Source organism: Pseudomonas sp. PA-1-6B (assembly GCF_021609545.1).
In the GTDB taxonomy this organism is placed as follows: domain Bacteria; phylum Pseudomonadota; class Gammaproteobacteria; order Pseudomonadales; family Pseudomonadaceae; genus Aquipseudomonas; species Aquipseudomonas fluorescens_BV.
Map to the genome: position 1 here is coordinate 1 of NZ_WJZM01000104.1, position 5,537 is coordinate 5,537.

3 protein-coding genes are annotated in these 5,537 nt (G+C 66.4%); 1 reads left to right on the forward strand and 2 read right to left on the reverse strand.

Going from position 1 to position 5,537, the window contains the following annotated elements:
- Both GIV35_RS26945 and GIV35_RS26950 read right to left on the reverse strand, forming a co-directional pair.
- A partial coding sequence (locus GIV35_RS26945; protein WP_236491452.1) for a hypothetical protein occupies positions 1–2,728 on the reverse strand: 2,728 nt, incomplete at its 3' end.
- Complete coding sequence (locus tag GIV35_RS26950; RefSeq protein ID WP_200648649.1) at positions 2,725–3,609, reverse strand: ABC transporter ATP-binding protein; 885 nt, start codon at positions 3,607–3,609, stop codon at positions 2,725–2,727. The genes GIV35_RS26945 and GIV35_RS26950, both read right to left, overlap by 4 nt.
- 300 nt (positions 3,610–3,909) lie before the next feature.
- Between GIV35_RS26950 and GIV35_RS26955 the strand changes: the two genes are divergently transcribed.
- Positions 3,910–5,537, forward strand: a 1,628-nt coding sequence (locus tag GIV35_RS26955) for a condensation domain-containing protein (protein WP_236491453.1), incomplete at its 3' end; no start/stop codon positions are given.

Consider the following 5,537-nt stretch of genomic DNA (forward strand, 5'->3'; position numbering starts at 1 on the left):
CCGCCACCCCCTGGCTCAACCCGAGGTAACCGGGGATCTGGCGCAGGTCGCTGGCCTCGATCAGCCATTGGCGGGCAAGCAGCTCGGCAATGTGGGCGCGACGCGTCCAGCGCCCGACGCCGACCGGCGCCACGTCCCAATTCGGTGACTGGCTGAGCAACAGATGGCCGTGGCTCAAACGGCTGGTGCCCATGCCAGCAGGCCACAGGCTCAGGTGCTCGACACGGGGCAGGCTGCCCAGGCGTCGTGCTACGCAGGCGCTCATTAAGTTCAGGTCTTGCTGTATTTCAGCGCGGGTGTGCGCACGGCTGGGGTCTGCCTGAGTCGGCGTGACATAGGCAAAGTCCAGTGAGCCAAGGCTGCGACCGCTAAAGGTGCGGCCATCGACCTCGACCTGCCATTGCCAATCGCCGGCTGGGGCAACAGCCTCCACGGCTACCGCCGCGCCCGTCGGCAGTTGTGGCACCAACATTGGCAACCCGGCTTCACTGCGCTGGGCCGGCGCACGCAGTAGGCGCTCGCTGTCCAGGCCCAGGCGCGGCACCACGCGGCGCGCTTGCAGCCACACCCCCTGAGGCCCGAGCCAGAACGCCTCACCTTCGGCAGGCCAGCCGTCGGCGCGCACCGTCCAGTTCAATGCCACCTGGCAACCGCTCGCCGCGCAGCCGTCCAGAAGTACGCGCAGATGCTCGCTGGCCTGTTCGAACCTCACCGGCCGGCCCAGCACGCTGGCGCCTGTCACCTGCAGGCCCGGCGGAAGCTCGGCGTCCAGATGAGGGGCGACCACCCCCTGCAACGTCCATTGGCCCGCTACCTGTCGCGCCGCCGAATCAACCCGCAGTTGCAACTGCCCACCGGCCACCTGCCAGGCGCTCGCGCCGGGCAGCCAGCGCTGTTCCCAGTCAGCGCGTTCGGCACGTTGCGCAGCGACAGACTGGTAACCGCCCAACTCCACCAGATGCCGCTGCAACAGCACGCCGCTGCCAAGCATGCCCACAGCGCCGAGGGCCAGCAACGCCCCCGGCAAACCGAGCAAACCGTCGCGCACATCACTCAAGCGGCGCCGCTCTGGCCCACGGGGCAACGCCAGTGCCGCCACCGCGAGCAGCACCAGGCAACCGGCCAGTTTCCAACCGTCCAATGCGGCGAGAAACGCCACCCAAGGCGCCCAGCCGGTCAGCAGCGACACACTCACATGCGCGGGGATCGCCATGGCATAGGGCGGGTAACTGACCAGCCCCAATTCATGGTTGAGCACCAGGAAAAACGTCAGCAGCATCGAGGTGGCATACGCCAGCCCCGAGCGACGAATCAGCGCATGCACCAGCACCGTGAGCATCGCCAACTCCATCAGCGGCGGCGCGAACACCAGCGCTTGATAGACCAGCACAAAGCCCGGCGCCAGGCTGTCGGGCGCGGCAATCGCGCTGACCAGCAAGCTCGCCAGGCCCGGCACCAACGCCAGGGCCAGCGTCGCCAGCAGCACGCAGGCCACTCGCCCCAGCAGGCGCAACCACGCCGGCGCTGCAGTGGCCTGCAACATGGCGCCAATACCTTCGACATCATCGCGCCGGCACACCAGCCCAACCAAGGCTGCGACGATAAACGCGATCACCAGAAACAACGCGCTCGACAGCAGGGGCAGGGTCAGATCTGCCCGAGGCACCATCGGCCCACGCGCATGCCACACTCCGTGGACAAAACCACTGAGTACACCCATCACCAGCAGCAAGCCCAGGGCCACCCAGCCGATACGCCGGGCAAACACTTGGCGCGCCTGCCAACGCGCCTCGCACCACAAGGCCCGTGGCCACTGGCTGCCAACCAGCGGGCCAGGCAACGTCATGGCGTTCGCCAACCGCATCGGCGGCTCTGCCAACACCGCCCCGCTGCGCTTGCCCATCAAACCCTGACGTGTGGTACGGGCCAACACCACGGCCAGTAACAGCAGGGGCACTGCGCACCACAGCAGGCGGTTAAGCCAGAAACCCGAGGTCAGCGCCAACAGCGATTGGGATTTCTGCGCGGCACTCCAGGTTTCCACCTGGGCCTGGGCAAAGGTAAACAACGATGGGTCCAGGCTGGCCGCCAACAGTGGGTTGATATGCCCGCCCTTGAGCACCACCACGGCAAACATCCACAACAGCATCAACACCGTCGCCAACCCGAATGGCGCGGCCAAGCCACGGCTGCGCAAGGCCAGCAGGTAATACAGCGCACCGATCCCGGTACTCACCGGCAATAACAAGGCGACCCAGGCAAATCCCAGCGCCGACCACATCGGCGCACCGATACTCGCCGCCGGTACCCAACCGAGCCAACCCAGCACCGGGCTGACCAAAAACCCGACGATCAGCGAACTGGCGAGCAAGCCGCCCACCAGCGCTGCACCAATGAACCGCCCCCACAACAATGCCGGCAACGACAGCGGCAAGGCCAGCAGCACCTCTTCCAACTGCGCCTTGCGGTCGCGCAGCGCCGGTTGTGCAAAAACCCAGGCCCAGGCGAAGAACAGAAAGAACATGCACCCGCACGACATCAGGTAGATCAGGCTCGGGGCATTGCGTGCAATGTCGCTGGCGCCCATTTTCTGCACGTAGTCGGCATTGGTCAGGGACATCAGCAAATAGCCGGTGAGGCCCAAAAACACCAGCAACGGTATGCCGCTGCGCAGCCCGGCGCGCACTTCCACCCAGGCTTCACGCATCAACAGAGCAAAGGTATTCATGCCTCGCCCGCCTCGCCGGCCTGGGCCAGCGCCAGGTAATAGATATCTTCCAGGCGCGGGGTGTGGGGCGTGAAGCGCGGATCAGCCGGGCGCTCGCCGTGCACGATTACCCGGCTGCCAACGGGGCTTGCGGCCACATGCAAGGCAGGCGGCAGCGGCTCACCACGGGCGAATGAAGCCTCCCACAAGCGGCCCTGTTCGGCGCGCAGCAAATCTGCCGGACGGCCTTCGATGATAATCCGCCCCCCGGCCAGCACCGCCAGGCGGCTGCACAGGTTCTCGACGTCTTCGACGATATGGGTCGACAACAGCACGATCGACTCGGCCGCCACATCCGCCAGCACCCGGTGAAAGCGGTTGCGCTCGGCCGGGTCGAGGCCGGCGGTGGGCTCATCGACAATCAACAGGCGCGGCGAGCCGATCAGGGCCATGGCAATGCCGAAGCGGCGCAACATGCCCCCCGAGTAAGTGGCGAGGGCGCGGTGCGCAGCGTCCTGAAGGTTGACCTTGGCCAGCAGGCCTTCGACTTCCTCTCGGCGCTGGCGGCTGTCGGTGCGCCCCTTGAGCCAGGCGAACCGCTCAAGCAAATCCCGGGCACTCACCCCCGGGTACGCACCCAACTGCTGCGGCAGGTAACCCAAGCGGCGGCGCAACTGCCCGGGCTCGGCGAGCACATCCAGCCCATCCAGTTCGATGCTGCCGGCGTCCGGTTGCTGCAAGGTTGCCAGGGTGCGCATCAGGCTGCTTTTGCCCGCGCCATTGGGGCCGAGTAAACCGTACATGCCAGGGCCCACATTCAGGTCCACGCCGCGCAACGCTTGGACGCCATTGTTGTAGCGCTTGCGCAGACCGCGCACTTGTAAACCTGAATCGACTGACATCCACACCTCCATCAAGGGTCAAGCCCTGCAAAAGGGCGGCGAGCGACGGTAGTCAAGGGCGGCGGCGCGGCGCTACCCGATTCAAGTCATTTTCCAACCGTATCCCGCGCACTGAACGCCGCCATGGCCCGCCCCGGCGCCGCTGTCCCCCGCGCCAGGCAAACGGATACGGGGCAAAAACGATTCGATGCGGGTAGTCCACACAATGAGAATGACTAGCATCTTCTTCCACGCAGTTACCTGCCTTCAGCGCCTGGGCCAACGCCGGCCCGGGCCCTAGCGATGAGAAGACGTTGAGCCATGGCCACTCCCAGCACCTCAACCGCAACACTGTTGCGCCGTTCCCTGTCCGAAGCCCTGGGCCAGCCTGCCGAGCAGATCCCCCTGGAGGCCAACCTGATTGAATGGGGGCTCGATTCGGTGACCCTGATCCGCCTCGCCGGCCAATGGCGCCGCCAGGGCCTGGCCGCACGGTTCGCCGAACTGGTGGCCGACCCACGCCTGTGCGCCTGGCTGACGCTGCTGGACACCGAGCCGGTGACGCCCGCGCCCACCCATAGCCATGCGCACGACGGCCTACCCTTTGAACTGGCGCCCATGCAGCACGCGTACTGGATCGGCCGTGCGCCTGGGCAACAGCTAGGCGGTGTGGCGGCGCACTTCTATAACGAATTCGACGGCCAGGACGTAGACCCGCTCCGCCTGGAAGCCGCCGTACAGGCCTTGCTGGCACGCCACCCCATGTTGCGTGCGCAGTTTCTGGAGGAGGGTCGCCAACAGATCCTGCCCCGTAGCCCATGGCCGGGGCTGAAGGTGCATGACCTGCGCCAGGTCGATGCCACACAACTGCAACAGCAACTGCAAGCCTTGCGCGCCGCGCTGTCACATCGCCAATTGGCGGTGGAAAACGGCCAGGTGCTGGATATTCAGCTCTCGCTTTTGCCCCACGGCACCCGCCTGCACCTGAACCTGGACATGCTCGCCGCCGACGCCTTGAGCCTGCGCACCCTGCTGGGCGACCTGGTGCAGTTGTACCGCCAACAGCCCCTGCCCGCGCTGGCCTACAGCTTCCCGCGCTACCTGGCCGACCTGCGTCAGGAACAGGCCAGCCCCGAGCACCGAGCACGTCACCAACACGCCCGCGACTATTGGCTGCAGCGCCTGGACACCCTGCCCGGCGCCCCGCGCCTGCCCATCAAGCCCCAAGGCGATGAGCGCCAAGTGCGTCGCCGTCATCATTGGCTGGCGCCGTCCCAGCGCCAGGCATTTGAACGCCACGCCCGCGAGCACGCCCTCACCCCGGCCATGGCCCTGGCGGCGGTGTTTTGCGAAGCCCTCGGCGCCTGGTGCGAGACGCCCGAGCTGTTACTCAACCTGCCGCTGTTCAACCGCACGCCGTTGCATGAGGATGTCGAGCGCCTGGTCGGTGACTTTACCTCCTCGATCCTGCTGGCCTGGGATGGCCGTGTGACCGGCACCTTCGCCGCCCGTGCCACAGGGCTGCAACGACGCTTCCACAGCGATGCGACCCACATTGAATTTACCGGGCTGGAGGTGTTGCGTGAGCTGTCGCGCCTGCGTGGTGAGCAAGTCCTGGCGCCCGTGGTGTACACCAGTGCGCTGGGCCTGGGGGAGTTGTTCGCCGAGGGCGTGCAGGAGAGTTTCGGCCAACCGGCCTGGATCATTTCCCAGGGTCCGCAAGTGTGGCTCGACGCCCAAGTCACCGAGCTGGACGGCGGCATTCTGGTTAACCTCGATGCCCGTGAAGGGCTGTTCGCCGAAGGCGTCCTGGATGGAATGTTCGACGCCTATACAGGCCTGTTACAACGTTTGTGTCATGACGCAGCAGCCTGGGATCAAGCGACCCCGGCGCTGATCCCCAGCCGCCAGTTGGCCGCGCGCAGCGCCGCCCGGGGCCACGTTACGAC